This window comes from Streptomyces sp. HUAS TT7 (assembly GCF_051550175.1).
In the GTDB taxonomy this organism is placed as follows: domain Bacteria; phylum Actinomycetota; class Actinomycetes; order Streptomycetales; family Streptomycetaceae; genus Streptomyces.
The window spans coordinates 3,658,469-3,675,077 of record NZ_CP196175.1; the positions used below are offsets into that span (position 1 = coordinate 3,658,469).

Annotated in this window: 10 protein-coding genes; 4 read left to right on the plus strand and 6 right to left on the minus strand. The window is 70.3% G+C overall.

Annotation, left to right across the window (positions count from 1 at the left end):
• Positions 1 to 9 precede the first annotated feature (9 nt).
• On the minus strand, positions 10 to 1,020 hold the full coding sequence (locus ACSHXC_RS16415) for a polyprenyl synthetase family protein (protein WP_344380406.1): 1,011 nt from the start codon (positions 1,018 to 1,020) through the stop codon (positions 10 to 12).
• Positions 1,021 to 1,210: 190 nt separating this feature from the next.
• On the opposite strand from ACSHXC_RS16415, the gene ACSHXC_RS16420 reads away from it, so the two are divergent.
• Complete coding sequence (locus tag ACSHXC_RS16420; protein ID WP_438292315.1) at positions 1,211 to 2,710, plus strand: peptide MFS transporter; 1,500 nt, start codon at positions 1,211 to 1,213, stop codon at positions 2,708 to 2,710.
• Between the two features lie 10 nt (positions 2,711 to 2,720).
• The gene (locus tag ACSHXC_RS16425) at positions 2,721 to 4,721 is read left to right on the plus strand and encodes a CocE/NonD family hydrolase (protein WP_438292316.1); all 2,001 of its coding nucleotides are present in this window, start codon (positions 2,721 to 2,723) and stop codon (positions 4,719 to 4,721) included.
• A gap of 213 nt (positions 4,722 to 4,934) precedes the next feature.
• Here the strand turns inward: ACSHXC_RS16425 and ACSHXC_RS16430 are convergent, their stop codons facing one another.
• Entirely contained in the window at positions 4,935 to 6,134 is a 1,200-nt protein-coding gene (locus ACSHXC_RS16430; RefSeq protein WP_438292317.1) for an FAD-dependent oxidoreductase, read from the minus strand.
• A gap of 81 nt (positions 6,135 to 6,215) precedes the next feature.
• The gene (locus ACSHXC_RS16435; RefSeq protein ID WP_438296620.1) at positions 6,216 to 7,451 is read right to left on the minus strand and encodes a carboxylate--amine ligase; all 1,236 of its coding nucleotides are present in this window, start codon (positions 7,449 to 7,451) and stop codon (positions 6,216 to 6,218) included.
• 222 nt (positions 7,452 to 7,673) lie between these two features.
• Here ACSHXC_RS16435 and fahA point away from each other — a divergent pair, with 222 nt between their 5' ends.
• A complete protein-coding gene (gene fahA, locus ACSHXC_RS16440; protein ID WP_438292318.1) occupies positions 7,674 to 8,900 on the plus strand; it encodes a fumarylacetoacetase in 1,227 nt (408 codons plus the stop codon).
• A 572-nt stretch (positions 8,901 to 9,472) separates the two neighbouring features.
• Entirely contained in the window at positions 9,473 to 11,335 is a 1,863-nt protein-coding gene (recQ, locus tag ACSHXC_RS16445) for a DNA helicase RecQ (RefSeq protein ID WP_438292319.1), read from the plus strand.
• A 113-nt stretch (positions 11,336 to 11,448) separates the two neighbouring features.
• On the opposite strand, the gene nuoN is transcribed toward recQ, so the two are convergent.
• The 3 genes from nuoN to nuoL are packed head-to-tail and all read right to left on the minus strand — an operon-like array spanning position 11,449 to position 16,596.
• Positions 11,449 to 13,101, minus strand: coding sequence for an NADH-quinone oxidoreductase subunit NuoN (gene nuoN / locus ACSHXC_RS16450; RefSeq protein WP_438292320.1), 1,653 nt, complete (start codon positions 13,099 to 13,101; stop codon positions 11,449 to 11,451).
• On the minus strand, positions 13,098 to 14,708 hold the full coding sequence (locus ACSHXC_RS16455) for an NADH-quinone oxidoreductase subunit M (protein ID WP_438292321.1): 1,611 nt from the start codon (positions 14,706 to 14,708) through the stop codon (positions 13,098 to 13,100). Before ACSHXC_RS16455 ends, nuoN begins: the two co-directional genes overlap by 4 nt.
• 4 nt (positions 14,709 to 14,712) lie before the next feature.
• Positions 14,713 to 16,596, minus strand: a complete 1,884-nt coding sequence (gene nuoL / locus ACSHXC_RS16460; protein ID WP_438292322.1) for an NADH-quinone oxidoreductase subunit L — start codon at positions 16,594 to 16,596, stop codon at positions 14,713 to 14,715.
• Positions 16,597 to 16,609 lie beyond the last annotated feature (13 nt).

Genomic DNA, 16,609 nt, shown 5'->3' on the forward strand with positions numbered 1-16,609 from the left:
GGCCGGTGGTCAGCCAGCGCGGTGCACGACCGCGTCGCAGAGCTCTTCCAGCGCGGACTTCGCGTACCCGGAGGGCAGCGGCGCGAGCGTGGCCCTCGCCTCCTCCGCGTACCGGACGGTGTCCCTGCGCGCCTGCTCCAGGGCCGGGTGGACGCGCAGCCGGCGCAGCGCCTCCGCGTGCCGGGCGTCGTCGCTGAGGTCGCCGTCGAGCAGCGCCACGAGCTCCAGGTCGTCCGGGCGGCCGTACTGGGCGGCCTGCGCCCGCAGGTGCAGCACGGGCAGCGTCGGGATGCCCTCGCGCAGGTCGGTGCCCGGGGTCTTGCCGGACTCGTGCGAGTCGCTGGCGATGTCCAGGACGTCGTCGGCGAGCTGGAAGGCGGTGCCCAGGCGCTCGCCGTACTGCGTGAGGATGTCGACGACCGTCTCGTCGGCGCCGGACATCATCGCGCCGAACCGGCCGGAGACCGCGACGAGCGAGCCCGTCTTGCCGGACAGCACGTCGAGGTAGTGGTCGACCGGGTCGCGCCCGTCACGGGGGCCCGCGGTCTCCAGGATCTGGCCGGTGACGAGCCGTTCGAACGCCTCGGCCTGAATCCGTACGGCCTCGGGGCCGAGATCCGCCAGTATGTGCGAGGCGCGCGCGAAGAGAAAATCACCCGTGAGAACCGCGACGGAGTTGCCCCAGCGGGCGTTGGCGCTGTCCACGCCGCGCCGCACATCGGCCTCGTCCATCACGTCGTCGTGGTACAGCGTCGCGAGATGCGTGAGCTCGACGACCACGGCGGAGGGCACGACGCCCGGCGCGTACGGATCACCGAACTGGGCGGCCAGCATCACGATCAGCGGGCGGAATCGCTTGCCACCTGCACGGATGAGGTGCTGCGCGGCCTCCGTGATGAACGGAACCTCGCTCTTGGTGGCATCGAGCAGTCCCGCCTCGACAGCCGCCAATCCGGTCTGGACATCGGCTTCAAGTGCCTGGTCCCGCACGCTCAGCCCGAACGGCCCGACGACGGTCACGAGGGGTACTCCTGTCTGCTGACGATCACACGGTTTGTCGATGTGTCGCTGCCTTCACTCAAGTCAGCGTATCGGGTCGCTGTTCGATCACCGTGGGCGCCTTCCCGTCACCCCTCGCGCACAGTCCCTTGGACCCCGGTATGTTCTTGATCAGCTCATACGATCAGGAGTGGACCTTTTGTCCGGAACGATGACCGACACCCCCGACGATCCGGCCGCGGAGCAGCCGCCTCCGCAGGACGACCACGCCTTCTTCGGTCAGCCGCGCGGTCTGCTCACCCTCTCCGGCCTGGAGGTCTGGGAGCGGTTCTCGTTCCTCGGGATGCAGGCGATCCTGGTCCTGTACTTCGCCGACTCCGTCGCGAACGACGGCATGGGCATGGACGCGGGCACCGCCGCCTCCGTCTCGGCCGCGTACGGCACCCTCGTCTATCTGGTCTCGGTGGCCGGCGGCTGGCTCGCCGACCGCATCCTCGGCTCGTACCGGGCGGTCCTGTACGGCGGCGTCCTCATCGCCTGCGGCCACTACGCGATGGCCGTGCCCACCCCCGCGATGACCTGGGCCGGGCTCGGTCTGATCAGCGCGGGGACCGGCCTGCTCAAGCCCAATGTCGCCTCCATGGTCGGCAAGCTCTACCGCACCGACGACGAGCGGCGCGACGCCGGATTCGCGCTGTACTACATGGGCATCAACGTCGGCGCCTTCGCGGGCCCGCTGATCACCGGCTGGCTCGGCGACCACAAGGGCTGGCACTGGGGCTTCTCTGCGGCCGCGGTCGGCATGACGTTCGGCCTGATCCAGTACGTGCTCGGCCGGCGCCACCTCGCCGGACGCAAGCACGCGGCCGAATTCGCGCTGCCGCCCGAGGGCATGCGCCGCGCGGTCCGCCTCATGGTTCTCGGCGCCCTGCTGGTCGCGGCCCTCGCCTTGCTGCTCGCCCTGGGCGGCTGGCTGACGATGGGCCGCTTCGTCGACCTGCTGACGCTGATCTCGGTGATCGCGCCGGTCGTCTACTTCGCGGTGATGTTCGCCAGCCCGCGCGTGACCGCCGGGGAACGCGGCCGCCTCAGGCCGTATGTGGTCCTGTTCCTGGCCTCGGTCGCCTTCAACTTCATCCTGTTCCAGGCGTACTCGACGATGATGCTGCTCGCCTCGACCAACGCCGAGACGACCATCCTCGGCTTCCACTTCCCGGCGAGCTGGTACGCCTCCGCGCTGGGCGCGTTCGAGGTGGCGCTCGCGCCGGTGGTGGCCGCCGTGTGGGCCCGCATGGGCCGGCGCCAGCCGCACGCCTCCAACAAGATCGCCTTCGGCGTGATCCTGGGCGGCCTGTCCTTCCTGCTGATGGTCCTGCCGACGGCCGGGCACGGCGCCGGCCCGTACAAGATGGCCGCCTGGTGGATCGTCGGCTCGTATCTGCTGCTCGGACTCGGCGACATCCTGCTCGAAACCTCCGGCATGTCGGCCACCACCAAGCTCGCCCCGAAGGCCTTCGCCAGCCAGACGATGTCGCTCTGGTTCCTCTCCCTCGCGCTCGCCAACGGCATCCAGGCGCAGACCGTGAAGGTGTACGGAAAGGTCTCCAACCCCGCCTACTTCGGCCTGAACGGCGCCATCGCGGTGGCCGTCGGCATCGCCGTGATCCTCGCCGCCCCCTGGCTCAAGCGCACCATGCACCCCGTCCACTGAGGTTGCCGCCATGCACATCCGCACCGAATTCCCGTACGAGACGCAGCGCGAGGATGTCCGGATCCCGCTGCCCGACGGCACACTGCTGTACGCGCGCGTCTGGCGCCCGGTCACCGAGGAGCCCGTCCCGGCGCTGCTCGAGTACCTCCCGTACCGCCTGACCGACTGGACGGCGCCGCGCGACTGGCAGCGCCATCCCTGGTACGCGGGGCACGGCTACGCATCCGTACGCGTCGACGTGCGCGGACACGGCTGCTCGGAGGGCCTGCCGGGTGACGAGTACGACGCGACGGAGCTGGCCGACGGTGTCGCGGTCGTCAACTGGCTCGCGCAGCAGCCCTGGTGCACCGGCAAGGTCGGCATGTTCGGCATCTCGTGGGGCGGCTTCAACAGCCTCCAGATCGCCGCCCTCGCACCCGAACCACTGAAGGCGATCGTCACCGTCTGCTCGACCGACGACCGCTACGACAACGACGTGCACTACATGGGCGGTTCGGTGCTCGCCGTCGACATGCACGCCTGGGCGGCGACCATGCTCGCCTTCGTCTCGCGCCCGCCGGACCCCGCGTTCGTCGGGGAAAAATGGCGAGAAATGTGGCTGGAACGCCTGGAAGCGGTGCGTCCGTTCATTCACACCTGGCTCGCCCACCAGACCCGGGACGACTACTGGAAGCACGGCAGCGTCTGCGAGGACTACGGCGCGATCAACGCGGCCGTCCTCGCGGTGGGCGGCTGGCACGACCCGTACCGCGACACGGTCCTTCGCCTGGTGGAACACCTCCCACCCGACCGGGTGCGCGGCCTCATCGGCCCGTGGTCCCACCAGTACCCGGACCGCGGTCTCCCCCCTGGCCCGGCGATCGGCTTCCTCCAGGAGACCCTGCGCTGGTGGGACCACCATCTGAAGGGCGAGGAGACGGGCGTGATGAAGGAGCCGCTCCTGCGCTCCTGGATCAGCGAGTCGCACCCGCCGGCCACGGTGTACGCGGAGCTCCCGGGCCGCTGGGTCGGCAATCCGAGCTGGCCGTCGCCCCACGTCACACCCCTCTCCTACGCACTGCGGGGTGCGCCCGTGCGGGTGCGCTCGCCGCAGCAGACGGGCCTGGACGCGGGCCGCTTCTTCCCCTTCGGCAACGACGCCGACCTCCCCCCGGACCAGCGCGCCGAGGACGCCCACTCGGCGGCCTTCGACTTCCCGGTACCGGCGGACTCGGGCCCCCTCGAAATCCTGGGCCGCCCCCGGGTGACCCTCCGCCTGCGCATGGACGTCCCGTACGGCCAGGCCATCGCCCGCCTCTGCGACGTGGCCCCGGACGGCTCGTCGACGCTGGTCACGCGGGGGGTGCTGAACCTGTCGGCGCGGCACGGCAGGGACAGGGCGGAGGCGTGGCCACTGGGCGAGACGGAGGACGTGACCTTCGCTCTGAACGGCATCGGGCATGCCTTCCCCCCGGGGCATCGCATCCGTCTGGCGGTGTCCTCCGCGTACTGGCCGTGGATCTGGCCGCAGGCCGACTCGGTGGGCTTCACTCTCGATCCGGCGGGCTCCGCCCTCCAACTCCCGCTCAGGGAGCGCACGTCGGACGACACGATCGCCTTCGCGGACCCCGAGCAGTCCGAGCCCCTGGGCGTCTCGTACCCGGCCCCGCTGGACGAGCCGCGCCCCGAGCGCCTGGTCGTACGCGACGTGGCGAAGGGCGAGTGGCGCCTGGAGGTCGATCCGCGGTACGGGGGCACGCGGGTGTACCCGGACGGGCTCGAATTCACGGAGGACGCGAAGGAGACGTACACGATCGACGAGTCCGACCCGCTGTCCGCCCGGACCCGCTCGGACTGGCACCTGCGGTTGCACCGGCCGGAGCTGGCCTGGGACGTGACGATCGACACGCGCTCGGAGATCGCGTGCGATGCGGCGGATTTCATCACCTCTGACGAGGTGGTGTGCCGGGAGGGGGGCGAGGTGGTGTTCCACCGGACGTGGGAGCGGCGCATCCCCCGGGACGCAGGGTAATTCCCCCCACCCCGCCCCTTCCCGAGACCCTCCGGGGGTGAAAGTGCTCCTGGGGCTCCGCCCCAGACCCCGTTCGCCCGCTAGGGGCGCGGGGAACTGCGCGACCAGCCACGCACGGTCCGCAGCCGAACCAACTCACCCCCGGAGGGTCTAGGGAAGGGGCGGGGTGGGGCCTCCGGGGTCTGGGGCGGAGCCCCAGCGGGTTCGCAGGGGTCAGCCCGCTGCCACCGACGCCGCCAGCCGCGGCGACGCGTACTCCGTGCCGCACACGAACCGCATCACCGGCCCGAACGACGACGCGGCCGGAAGGCCGGTGAAGTACAGCCCCCGCACCGTCGACTGGTAGCCCGCATCCAGCACCGGCGCCCCCCGCGAAGTGGAGAGCTGGGTGCGCAGCCCGTGCCCGAGGAAGTCGAGCGCCGCCACGTCCATGCGATAGCCCGTCGCCGCCATCACATGGTCCGCCGAAAGCTCCCGCCCGGACCCCCCGCTCAGGGTGAGCACGGGCCGGCCCCCCTCGACGCGGGCCCGTACGATCCGCCGCCCGTCCGTCACCGCCACCCGCCCGGTGAAACGGTCCCGCAGCCACCACGCCCCCAGCGGGCCCAGCACGTTGCGGACCAGATAGTGGCGGGCCGGCGCGGGCAGATGGCGGAAGTGGGTCGCGTGGTACGAGAAGGCGTGCAGCGACCAGGCCCTGCCGAAGGGCGAGTTGGGGGTGAAGCGGGGCTGCTGGTCGGGCGCCGCCCCGAACCGCACGGCCCCTGCCCCTCGTGCGACGATCCGTACGCGGGCTCCCGCCTCGGCCATCAGCACCGCGTTCTCCAGGGCGGACTGACCGGCCCCGACCACCAGCACCTCGCGCCCCGCGAACCCGGACAGGTCGTGGTGCTGGGCGGCGTGCGAGACGGGGCCGGTCGCCGAGGGGCCGTCCGGAACCGCCGCGGCCAGTTCGCGCGGCAGCCGGGCCAGGCCCGAGAGCCCGGTCGCCACCACGACGGCCCGCGCCTCGAAGCTCTCGCCGGAATCCAGCTTCAGCGCGAAGTGCCCGCCGGGCACCCGGTCCACCGAAACGACCCTGACCTGCTCCAGATCGGGGAAGAGCTTCTCGGCGAACCACTGCCCGTACGCCGCGAACGACTCGACCGGGATCAAATCCCAGTCCGATTCGAGCCGCCGCGCCCCGGTGTCCGCGCAGAAGTCGAGCAGCCCGTGCCCCGGCTGCGGCGCGTCGATGCTGGAGGCGACCGGCGTCGACTTGAGGACCATGCCCGCCGGCATGTGCTCCCGCCAGCTCACCATCGGCGAGCCGAAGACGCGGACCGGTATTCCCCGGGCGCGCAGATGGGCGGCGGCGGACAGGCCGAACGGCCCCGCCCCGATGACCGCCACCGGACGTGTCGCAGTGCTCACTCGCAGTCCCCTTCTCAGGAAATGACTCATCCCGCGTTCAGCAACAACAGCCGTGCTGGACAAGGGAGTTGATTGCCGGGCTTATTTCGTCACCGCGCGGCGGGAACTCCGCCAGAGCCGGTACAGATGCTGTGCACCGGGGCCCACGAAGCGGGCCATCATCGTGAAGAAGGGTCTGATGTCGTCCCCGGCGACCCACGCGTACTCGGTGCCGGTCGGGCGTGCGGGCGCGTGGGGTGTGGTGTAGCCGCTGCGCCGGTAGGCGAGCAGTGCGGGCAGGTCGATGTTCTCGACGACGTAGCGGTGGCCGGCCCGCTGTTCACCCTCCGGGACCCGGCGGCCGGTGAGGTGGAGGTGCTGCGCGCGGACGACGTCGACGCCCGCCTCGTTCTCGAAGAGCCGGAACTGGGCGCCCATGCGCGGGTTGAAGTCCAGGAGCTTGTAGCGGCCGTCGCGGCGGTCGAAGCGCAGATCGAGGTCGACGATGCCGGTGAAGCCGATCCGCTTGACGAACTGCTCGGCCAGCGCGGCCAGTTCGGGGTTGTCGACGACGTACGCGTTCGCAGTCATCCCCGCGTGCGGCGGCCAGGACCGCACCTTCACGCCGGTGAACAGCGCGAGCGGGGTGGAGTTCTCGTCGAAGTACGCGTGAACGATCCAGTCCTCGGCCTGCTCGCGCGGCAGGTACTCCTGGAGGATCACGCCGGGCCGGTCGCCCCAGCCGCGGGCCAGCGCGAGCAGGTGCGCGCGGTCCTCGATTCGGGTGGTGCCGGGCACCGCCGGGCTGCGCCGCCGTACGAAGGCCTCGCGATTCTTGGCCACCACCGGGAAGCGCGCGTGGCGTGCGAAGTCCTCGACATCGGCGTACGTCTCGGGAAAGGCGGCCGCCGGGGACGGCACCCCGTGCTCCACGCACAGCTCGTGCAGGCCCTGTTTGCTGGCGAGGCGCCGGGGTAACTCCGGCGCCACGGGCGGGAAGAGGAAGAGCTCGGCGAGCTCCTTCTGGTGCTCGGCGATCAGCACCGCGGCCTCTTCGTCGGTCGGGATGAGGACGGCCGGACGGCCGATCCGCCGGCCGATCCCGAGCAGCCCGTCCACCAGCGCGGCCGGTTCCTCGGCGCCGGTCGTCGGCCAGGGGAACGCGCGCTGGAGGTAACGGGAGTGGGCCGCGGGAGTCCAGCGGTCCTCGGTGATCGCGTACATCGGCACCCCGAGTCTGCCGAGACTGCGGATGGCGCCGACCCCTCCGTGGTGCAACGGATAGTTCCCGAACTTCACGATCAGTCCCGGTACGTCCCGGTCCGCCCTGAACAGCACGTTACTGCCCGCCACCAGTCCCCCCTCGGGACAGAGAGCCCCCACAGCCCCGCAGGGCACGCGGCCCCCTCGCCTGACGTGCCCCGGACAGAGACGGTACGGGGGAATGACCGCTTCCGGAGGCGGAATTTCCGGACATTGCGAACTCTTTAGGCACTGCCGCCCCGCGCACCGCCGACGTAACGTGTGACCCACAAACCGTGGAAAGCGAGGCAGGCACCGATGTCCGAGCAGAGCCCGCTCGAACTGGCCGAGGGCGACCCCTTCGGCCCGCACAATCTCCCGTACGGCGTCTTCTCCACGCCGGACCGTCCGGCCGACCGGAGGGTCGGCGTCCGCATCGGCGACCACGTCCTGGACGCAGGGGCGGCGGCGCACGCGCTGGGCTCCCCGTACGCGGCACTCCTCGCCAAGCCGAGCCTCAACCCGCTGCTCGCGGCGGGGCGCACGGCCTGGCGCGATGTGCGCCGGGCGCTCACCGCCTGGGTGACGGTGCCCGCCCACCGCCCGGTCGTCGAGCCCCTGCTGCACCCGCTCTCCGACGTCGAGCTGCACCTGCCGTACGAGGTCGCCGACTACGTCGACTTCTACGCGAGCGAGCACCACGCCACGAACGTGGGCCAGATCTTCCGCCCCGACGGCGCGGCCCTGACCCCCAACTGGAAGCATCTGCCGATCGGTTACCACGGCCGCTCCGGCACGATCGTGGTCTCCGGCACGGAGGTGGCCCGCCCCCAGGGCCAGCGCAAGGCCCCGTCGGACCCGGCCCCGGTCTTCGGCCCTTCGGTGAAGCTGGACATCGAAGCGGAGGTGGGCTTCGTGGTAGGCACCCCGTCACAGCTGGGCTCGCGCGTCGAACTGAACTGCTTCGACGACCACGTATTCGGCCTGTTCCTCCTGAACGACTGGTCGGCGCGGGACATCCAGGCCTGGGAGTACGTGCCGCTCGGCCCGTTCCTCGGCAAGTCCTTCGCGACGTCGGTGTCGGCGTGGGTGACCCCGCTGGAGGCGCTGACGGCGGCCAGGGTCTCCCCTCCTGCCCGCGACTTCCCCCTCCTCCCCTACCTGGACGACTCCGCGGAGGAGGTCCCGGGCGGGTTCGACCTCCGGATCACGGTGTCGATCAACGGCACGGTCGTGGCCGAGCCTCCGTTCGCCTCGATGTACTGGACGGCGGCACAGCAGCTGGCCCACATGACGGTGAACGGCGCGTCGCTGCGGACCGGGGACGTGTACGGCTCGGGCACGGTCAGCGGCCCCGAGCGCGACCAGCGCGGCTCGCTCCTCGAACTCACCTGGAACGGTACGGAGCCGCTGGAGCTGCCGTCCGGCAAGCGGGCGTTCCTGGAGGACGGCGACGAGGTCACCCTGACGGCGTGGGCGCCGGGGGCGCATGGGGTAAGGGTGGGGCTGGGCGAGGTGAGGGGCCGCATCACTCCACCCCGCTGAGTCCTGCCCCCCACCCCGCCCCTTCCCTAGACCCTCCGGGGGCGAAGGTGCTCCTGAGGCTCTGCCCCAGACCCCGTTCGCGCCCTAAGGGCGCTCGTCCTCAAACTCCCCCAAGGCCTCAAGGACCAGGGGGACCCCCATGACAGGCTGAAGATGCCAGTGCCGGCCAGGATCGATGCTGCCAGGGGCGCGGGACTGTGACATCTGCGGCTCCGCCGCGATGGGGGTCCCCCCTGTTCATGGGGGTCCCCCTGGCCCTTTAGGCCTTGGGGGAGAAGCCGAGAACTTGGGGGAGCGACCAGCCCCCACCGGCCCGCAGCCGAAAGTCCGACCACAGCGGGGTCCGGGGGCAGCGCCCCCGGGAACCGGCCTCAGCCCATCCCCACCCCCCGGCGGGTTTCGGGAAGGGGCGGGGTGGGGCCAAAACGGGGCCCGGGGCGGAGCCCCGGCGCATCCCGCCCGGAAGGAATCCGGCCAGGGCTGTGGATAACTCTCGGGGTGTCGGCGGGGACGCCTATCGTTGCGAGGGTGAACGGTGAGGCAGCAGACGGACCAGCACGGGGGACAGAGCGATGAACGGCACGGGCGGGACGCAGACGGTGGACGCGGAGACCGAGGCCCTGCAGACACTGCACCGAGTCTTCGGATACGAGTCCTTCCGCGGAGCGCAGGGCGAGGTCATCGACCACGTCGTGGCGGGCGGCGACGCCGTCGTCCTCATGCCCACCGGCGGCGGAAAATCGCTCTGCTACCAGATCCCCGCCCTGGTCAGGCCCGGCACGGGCGTCGTGGTCTCCCCTCTCATCGCGCTCATGCAGGACCAGGTGGACGCGCTGCGCGCGCTCGGCGTGCGCGCCGGGTTCATCAACTCGACGCAGGATTTCGACGAGCGCCGCACCGTCGAGGCCGAGCTGCTCGCCGGCGAGCTCGACCTGCTGTACCTGGCGCCCGAGCGGCTCCGCGTGGAGGCCACGCTCGACCTGCTCGCCCGCGCCAAGATCTCCGTATTCGCGATCGACGAGGCACACTGCGTCGCCCAGTGGGGCCACGACTTCCGCCCCGACTACCTCGCCCTGTCCCTGCTAGGCGAGCGCTGGCCGGACGTGCCGCGCATCGCACTCACCGCGACCGCCACCGGCGCCACCCACCGCGAGATCACCCAGCGCCTCGGCATGCCGGACGCCCGCCATTTCGTGGCGAGCTTCGACCGGCCGAACATCCAGTACCGGATCGTGCCGAAGAACGACCCGAAGAAGCAGCTGCTGACCTTCCTCAAGGAGGAGCACGACGGGGACGCGGGCATCGTCTACTGCCTCTCGCGGGCCTCCGTGGAGAAGACCGCGCAGTACCTGAGCGACAACGGGGTGCAGGCCGTCCCGTACCACGCGGGCCTCGACTCCGCGACGCGCGCCGCCAACCAGTCCCGCTTCCTGCGGGAGGACGGCCTGGTCGTGGTGGCGACCATCGCCTTCGGCATGGGCATCGACAAGCCGGACGTGCGCTTCGTCGCCCACCTCGACCTGCCGAAGTCGGTCGAGGGCTACTACCAGGAGACCGGCCGCGCCGGGCGTGACGGTCTCGCCTCGACGGCCTGGATGGCGTACGGGCTCCAAGACGTCGTCCAGCAGCGGAAGTTGATCCAGGGAAGCGAGGGCGACGAGGCGTTCCGGCGCCGGGCGGCCGTCCACCTGGACGCGATGCTGGCGCTCTGCGAGACCGCCTCGTGCCGGCGGGCCCAGCTCCTCGGCTACTTCGGCCAGGAGGCCACGGCCGAGAACTGCGGCAACTGCGACACCTGCCTGACCCCGCCGCAGACGTGGGACGGCACGGTGGCCGCGCAGAAGGTGCTCTCCACCGTCGTACGTCTTCAGCGCGAGCGGGGCCAGAAGTTCGGCGCGGGCCAGATCATCGACATTCTGCTCGGCCGCAGGACCGCGAAGATCATCCAGTTCGACCATGACGCGCTGTCCGTCTTCGGCATCGGCGAAGAGCTGTCCGAGCCTCAATGGCGGGGCGTGGTACGGCAGTTGCTCGCGCTGGGGCTGCTCGCGGTCGAGGGAGAGTACGGGACGCTGGTCCTGACCGAGGCGAGCGGGGAGGTGCTCGGCGGGAAGCGCGAGGTCCGGATGCGGACGGAGCCGGAGAAGGCGGCGCGGGCGGCGGCGCGGAGCGCGTCGAAGAAGCCCGCCGTGGCGGCGGCCGACCTGCCGGCCGAGGCGCTTGCGGTCTTCGAGGCGCTGCGGGCCTGGCGTGGGGCGCAGGCGAAGGAGGCGGGGGTCCCGGCGTACGTGATCTTCCACGATGCGACGCTGCGGGAGATCGCGACGGTTCGGCCCGGGTCGCTGGATGAGCTGGGCACGGTTGGCGGGGTGGGCGAGAAGAAGCTCGCGACATGGGGCGAGGGAGTCCTGTCCGTCCTGGCAACCCTGGACTAGCCCCCACCCCGCCCCTTCCCGCAGTGACACCCTGCGGGAAGGGGCGGGGTGGGGAAAGAAAAAGGCCCCGGCGCCACCCACCCGCGCCGGGACCCCACCCACCCCCAAACCCCTTACCGCACAAACACACCCGCGCTATGCGCAAGATCAAGGAAGTACTGCGGCGCCACACCCAGCACCAGCGTCACAGCCACCCCCACCCCGATCGCCGTCATCGTCAGCGGCGAAGGCACCGCCACCGTCGGCCCGTCCGCCTTCGGCTCGCTGAAGAACATCAGCACGATCACCCGGATATAGAAGAACGCGGCCACGGCCGAGGACACCACACCGACCACGACCAGCGCCCCCGCACCCCCCTCCGCCGCCGCCTTGAACACGGCGAACTTTCCGGAGAAACCGGACGTCAGCGGGATACCCGCGAAGGCGAGCAGGAAGACCGCGAAGACCGCCGCCACCAGCGGCGAACGCCGGCCCAGGCCCGCCCACTTGGACAGGTGCGTCGCCTCTCCGCCCGCGTCCCGCACCAGCGTGACCACCGCGAACGCACCGATCGTCACGAAGGAGTACGCCCCGAGGTAGAAGAGGACCGACGAGATGCCGTCCGCGTTGGTCGCGATGACACCGGCCAGGATGAACCCCGCGTGCGCGATCGAGGAGTACGCGAGCAGCCGCTTGATGTCGGTCTGGGTGATCGCGACGACCGCACCGCCCAGCATCGTGATGATCGCGACGCCCCACATCACCGGCCGCCAGTCCCAGCTCATGCCGGGGAGGACGACGTACAGGAGGCGGAGCAGCGCACCGAAGGCCGCTACCTTCGTGGCCGCCGCCATGAAGCCCGTCACCGGAGTGGGCGCGCCTTGGTACACGTCCGGGGTCCACATGTGGAACGGCACGGCGCCGACCTTGAACAGCAGGCCCATCAGGATCATCGCGCCGCCGATGAGCAGCAACGCGTCGTTGCCCATGGTTCCGGCGAGGGCCGGGTCCACGTTCTGGACCGAGCCGCTGACGACGTCGGCGATCGTGGCGTACGAGACGGAGCCCGCGTAGCCGTAGAGGAGCGCGATGCCGAAGAGCAGGAAGGCCGAGGAGAACGCGCCGAGCAGGAAGTACTTGACCGCCGCTTCCTGCGACATGAGCCGCTTGCGGCGGGCCAGCGCGCACAGCAGGTAGAGGGGGAGGGAGAAGACTTCCAGCGCCACGAACAGGGTCAGGAGGTCGTTCGCCGACGGGAAGACCAGCATGCCGGAGACCGCGAACAGGGCCAGTGGGAAGACCTCGGTCGTGGTGAACCCGGCCTTGACCGCGGCCTTTTCGCTGTCGCCGCCCGGCACCGAGGCCGCCTGCGCGGCGAACGAGTCCACCTTGTTGCCGTGCGCCACCGGGTCCAGGCGGCGTTCGGCGAAGGTGAAAATGGCGACCAGGGACGCCAGCAGGATCGTGCCCTGGAGGAAGAGCGCCGGGCCGTCGACCGCGATCGCGCCCATCGCCGCGATGTGCGCCTTGGTCGTGCCGTAGCCGCCGGCCGCGAGGCCGACCACCGACGCGAAGGCGGCGGCGAGCGCGACCACCGACAGGAACACCTGCACGTAGTAGCGGCTGCGGCGCGGGACGAAGGCTTCCACCAGGATGCCGATGATCGCCGCGCCCACCACGATCAGCGTGGGTGCGAGCTGGGCGTACTCGATGTGCGGCGCGGGGATCTTGTCCAGCTTGCCTTCGGCCGCCGTGGTCCACAGGCTGTGGACAGCTGATGAGCTCACTTGGCCGCCTCCACCACCGGGTTGGGGTCCTTCTTCTGTACGTCCGACATGGTCTGCCGCACCGCCGGGTTGACGATGTCCGTCAGCGGCTTCGGGTAGACCCCGAGGAAGATCAGCAGCGCGATCAGCGGGGCCACCACGAGCAGTTCACGGACCTTGAGGTCCGGCATGCCCTGGACCTCGGCCTTGACCGGGCCGGTCATCGTCCGCTGGTAGAGGACGAGGACGTAGAGCGCGGCCAGGACGATGCCGAGGGTCGCGATCACACCGGCCACCGGGTAGCGGCTGAACGTGCCCACCAGGACCAGGAATTCACTGACGAAGGGAGCCAGGCCCGGCAGGGACAGGGTGGCGAGGCCGCCGATCAGGAACGTGCCGGCGAGCACCGGGGCGACCTTCTGCACGCCGCCGTAGTCCGAGATGAGCCGCGAGCCGCGGCGCGAGATCAGGAAGCCGGCCACCAGCATCAGCGCAGCCGTCGAGATCCCGTGGTTGATCATGTAGAGCGTGGCGCCGGACTGCCCCTGGCTCGTCATCGCGAAGATGCCCATGATGATGAAGCCGAAGTGCGAGATCGACGCGTACGCCACCAGGCGCTTGATGTCGCGCTGGCCGACCGCGAGCAGCGCCCCGTAGATGATGCTGATCACGGCGAGCACCACGATCACCGGCGTCGCCCACTTGCTGGCCTCCGGGAAGAGCTGGAGGCAGAAGCGCAGCATCGCGAACGTACCGACCTTGTCGACGACCGCGGTGATCAGCACGGCGACCGGCGCCGTCGCCTCACCCATCGCGTTGGGCAGCCAGGTGTGCAGCGGCCACAGCGGGGCCTTCACCGCGAAGGCGAAGAAGAAGCCGAGGAACAGCAGCCGTTCGGTGTTGGTCGCCATGTCGAGCGAGCCGTTGGCGCGGGCGGTGGCGATCTCGTTCAGCGAGAACGAGCCCGCCACCACGTACAGGCCGATGACTGCGGCCAGCATGATCAGCCCGCCGACCAGGTTGTAGAGCAGGAACTTGACGGCCGCGTACGAGCGTTGGGTCGCCGCCGCCTCGTCGCCCTGAGCGTGGGCCCGGTCGCCGAAGCCGCCGATGAGGAAGTACATCGGGATGAGCATGGCTTCGAACAGGATGTAGAAGAGGAAGATGTCGGTGGCCTCGAAGGAGAGCACCACCATCGCCTCGACGGCGAGGATCAGGGCGAAGAAGCCCTGGGTCGGCCGCCAGTCGTTCTTGACTGTCTCCTTGGGGCCTCCCCTGCTCGAACGAAGTTGAGAGCTTGGGGAAGGGTCGGCGTCGTGCCAGCCGGCCGCGATGATGAACGGGATCAGCAGCGCGGTGAGCCCGATGAGGGCGACGCCGATGCCGTCCACACCCAGTTCGTAACGGACTCCGAAGTCCTTGATCCAGGCGTGCGACTCGGTCAACTGGTAGCGGTCGCCGCCCGGTTCGAACCGTACGAGCTGGATCGCGGCCAGCGCCAGAGTGCCGACCGAGACCAGCAGGGCCAGCCACTTGGCGGCGGTGCGCCTGGCCGCCGGGACGGCTGCGGTGGCGATCGCGCCGAGCGCCGGGAGGGCCGCCGTCGCGGTAAGGAGGGGGAAGGACATTGCGTTACACCGCCCTCATCAGCAGAGTCGCGGCGATGATCACCACAGCACCTCCGAACATCGAGACCGCGTAGCTGCGGGCGAAGCCGTTCTGCAGCTTGCGCAGCCGGCCGGAGAGCCCGCCGACCGAGGCGGCGGTTCCATTGACGACTCCGTCGACCAGACTGTGGTCGAGGTAGACGAGCGAGCGGGTGAGGTGCTCGCCGCCGCGCACCAGGACCACATGGTTGAAGTCGTCCTGGAGCAGGTCACGGCGGGCGGCCCGGGTGAGCAGCGAGCCGTGCGGGGCGACGGCCGGGACGGGCCTCCGGCCGTACTGGGCGATGGCGAGGCCCACGCCGATCAGCAGGCAGACGACGGTGGCGGCGGTGACGGTCCACTCCCCCACCGGCGAGTCGCCGTGGCTGAAGGACGTGATCGGCTCCAGCCACTTCACGAACCGGTCGCCGATGCCGAAGATGCCGCCCGCGAAGACCGAGCCGAAGGCGAGCACGACCATGGGGATCGTCATGGACTTCGGGGACTCGTGCGGATGCACCTCCTCGGGGTTCCAGCGCTTCTCGCCGAAGAAGGTCATGACCATCACGCGCGTCATGTAGTACGCGGTGATCGCGGCGCCGAGCAGGGTGACCGCGCCCAGGATCCAGCCCTCGGTGCCGCCCTTGGCGAACGCCGCTTCGATGATCTTGTCCTTGGAGAAGAAGCCGGACAGGCCCGGGAAGCCGATGATGGCGAGGTAGCCGAGGCCGAAGGTGACGAAGGTGACCGGCATGTACCGGCGCAGGCCGCCGTACTTCCGCATGTCCACCTCGTCGTTCATGCCGTGCATGACCGAGCCGGCGCCGAGGAAGAGCCCGGCCTTGAAGAAGCCGTGCGTCACCAGGTGCATGATCGCGAAGGCGTAGCCGATCGGGCCGAGACCGGTGGCCAGGATCATGTAGCCGATCTGCGACATCGTCGAGCCGGCCAGCGCCTTCTTGATGTCGTCCTTCGCGCAACCGACGATCGCACCGAACAGGAGCGTGACCGCGCCGACGACCACGACCGTGGTCTGTACGTCGGGAACGGCGTTGAACACCGCGCCGGAGCGGGTGATCAGGTACACGCCCGCGGTCACCATGGTCGCCGCGTGGATCAGGGCCGAGACCGGGGTCGGGCCCTCCATAGCGTCGCCGAGCCAGGACTGCAGCGGCACCTGCGCCGACTTGCCGCAGGCGGCGAGCAGCAGCATCAGGCCGATGGCGGTGTTGCGCCCCGAACTCGCGCCGTCCGCGCCGCCTAGGACGGCGGGGAAGGCGAACGAGCCGAACGTCGTGAACATCACCATGATGGCGATGGACAGGCCCATGTCGCCGACCCGGTTGACCAGGAAGGCCTTCTTGGCGGCGGTCGCCGCGCTGGGCTTGTGCTGCCAGAAGCCGATGAGCAGGTAGGACGCGAGGCCCACGCCTTCCCAGCCGACGTACAGGAGCAGGTAGTTGTCGGCGAGGACCAGGAGCAGCATCGCCGCGAGGAACAGGTTGAGGTAGCCGAAGAAGCGGCGGCGGTTCTCGTCGTGCTCCATGTAGCCGATCGAGTAGATGTGGATCAGCGTGCCCACACCGGTGATCAGCAGGACGAAGGTCATCGACAGCTGGTCGAGCTGGAAGCCGACGTTCGCCTGGAAGCCCTCGACCGGAACCCAGCTGAACAGGTGCTTGGTCACCGTCCGGTGACCGGCCGAGCGGTCCAGCAGGTCGACGAAGAGCACCGCGCCGAGGACGAAGGACACGCCCGCGAGCAGCGTGCCCAGCCAGTGGCCGATCCCGTCCAGTCTCCGTCCGCCGCACAGCAGTACGGCCGCTCCGAGCAGAGGCGCCGCGATGAGCAGCGCAATGAGGTTGTCCACGATTCAGCGACCC